Below are 2,084 nucleotides of genomic sequence, written 5' to 3' on the forward strand. Positions count from 1 at the left end.
GGATGGTGAAGTGGACGAGATCGACCGACGCGTCCGACTTCAAAAGGTTGCGCCAGGTGCGCTCGCCGGCATGCGGCTCGCCGGAGACCAAGAGCACGCGCAGGTTCTCGCGGATGCCGTCGACCAGGGCGATCGCCCGGTTGTTGGCGTCCGTCAGCTCGCCGGGCTCGCGGTCGATGCCGAGCTGGACGATGTTGCGGCCGGCATTGGGAATGGTGACCGAGAGCTTCATCGGCTGGCCGACTGTCGCGTGCTCGACCGAGACCTGCTCGCCATTGACCGAGACCCGCACATCCACCGGGGCGCCATTGCCCTCCGTCGAAATGACGCGGTAGGTCATGTCGAGCGGCTTGCCGACGAGGCCGAAGCGCGGCGCGTTCTCGAAGCGGATGCGGCGGTCCTTCTCGTGCTCGCTGCCGGTGATCAGCGCATGCAGCGGCGCGTTGAAATCCGGCGTTCCGCCGGGTGCGTCATGCACCTCGCCGTCGGTGATCATGATCGCGCCGCCGATGCGTGACGGCGGCACGTCGCGGAAGGCGCCCTCCAACGCGCTGAACAGCCTGGTTTCGGTGCGTTCGTCAGCGGCTTCGGACTTGCCGGCCTCGACGACGCGGACATCGAATTGCTTGAAGCGGCCGAGACGCTCCTGCATCCCGGCCAGCGCCTCGTCGGTTTGCCTGGCGCGGTCGCCGATATCCTGGCTCTGGCTGCGATCGACGATCAGCGCGACGACGCTCTTCAGAGCCTCGCGCTCCTCGGCGAGGAACACCGGGTTGAGCAAAGCCGCGGCAAGCGCGAGCAGCGCGATGAAGCGCAATGCCGATCCGCGCTGGCGGAACCACAGGCCGACCAGCGCCAGCAGAAGCAATGGCACGAAGAGCAGGCCGAAGAGCGGCCAGGAGACGAGCGGTTCGAAGGAAATCGACCAGTTCACGATCTACTGCCCCAGCCGTTCGAGCAGCACGGGCACATGCACCTGGTCGGATTTGTAGTTGCCGGTCAGCATGTACATCATGATGTTGACGCCGGCGCGCAGCGCATAGACGCGCTGCATCGGGTCCGGCGGCACGGTCGGCAGCATCGGATCGCCGTTCTCGTCGACCGCCCAGGCGCCGGCGAAATCATTGGCGGTGATCATGATCGGCGAGACGCCGTCGCCGGTGCGCACGGGGCGGTTCTCGGTGTTGCTGGCGTCGAGCGAGGCCTCGACCCACAACGGGCTGCCGCTGAAGCGGCCGGGGAATTCCGGCAGGATGAAGAAGGATTTGGTCAGCACGTGGTCCGAAGGCACCGGTTCCAGCGGCGGCACGTTGAGATTGGCGAGGATGTCGCGCAACCGCTCGGTCGCCGGACTTGCCGAGCCGGCGCCGATGCCATTGGAAAACTGGTCGCGCGTGTCGAACAGGACCGTGCCGCCCTGCTGCATATAGGCATCGATGCGGGCGATCGCCGCCTGGCTGGGCATCGGCGCCGATGCATCGATCGGCCAGTAGATCAGAGGAAAGAAGGACAGTTCGTCCTTGGCGATGTCGACGCCGGCCGGCGGGCCGGGCTCGAGCGCGGTCTTCTCGATCAGGAAACGGGTCAGGCCTTCAAGGCCGGCACGGCTGATCGAATCGACGCCGGGTTCGCCGGTGATGACATAGGCGATGCGGGTCTTCGAAATGTCGTCGACCGCCTGGGCGTCGCCTGGCTTCGAATCGTCGGCGCGGGCGAGATCGGCGTGGCCGAAGAGGCCGCTGAGCACGACCAGGACGGCGGCTGTGGTCGCCACGGCCGCGCGGCGCGGCCGGCGCGCCAGCAGGCCGCCCATCCAGAATACGGCCAAGGTGTCGAGCGCCATCAGCAGGAGCGCGACGGCGACCAGCGGCCCCTTGAGGTTTTCCGACTCGTCGAAGGCATAGGGGATGGCGGTCACCGGCAGCGAAATCTGCGGGCGCACCAGCGGCGCGAAGGTGCTCGATGCCTCGAGTAGATTGTGCGCGAAGACGCCCGTCTCGGAGCCGTAAAGGCCGGGCGGGTTCTCCAGGGTCACCGGCAGCGGGCCGGCGCCGGGCACCAGCGGCCGGGCATCTGGCGGGGGC

Annotated in this window: 1 protein-coding gene and 1 pseudogene; both read right to left on the reverse strand. The window is 67.6% G+C overall.

Translation table 11 applies throughout. The features are described from left to right. Nucleotides 1-934, reverse strand: a pseudogene (locus EOA27_RS33505) (hypothetical protein); the annotation flags it as partial. A 3-nt stretch (nucleotides 935-937) separates the two neighbouring features. Continuing rightward, a partial coding sequence (locus tag EOA27_RS33510) for a DUF4159 domain-containing protein (protein WP_145970726.1) occupies nucleotides 938-2,084 on the reverse strand: 1,147 nt, incomplete at its 5' end.

This window comes from Mesorhizobium sp. M2A.F.Ca.ET.037.01.1.1 (genome assembly GCF_003998075.1).
Lineage (GTDB): Bacteria > Pseudomonadota > Alphaproteobacteria > Rhizobiales > Rhizobiaceae > Mesorhizobium.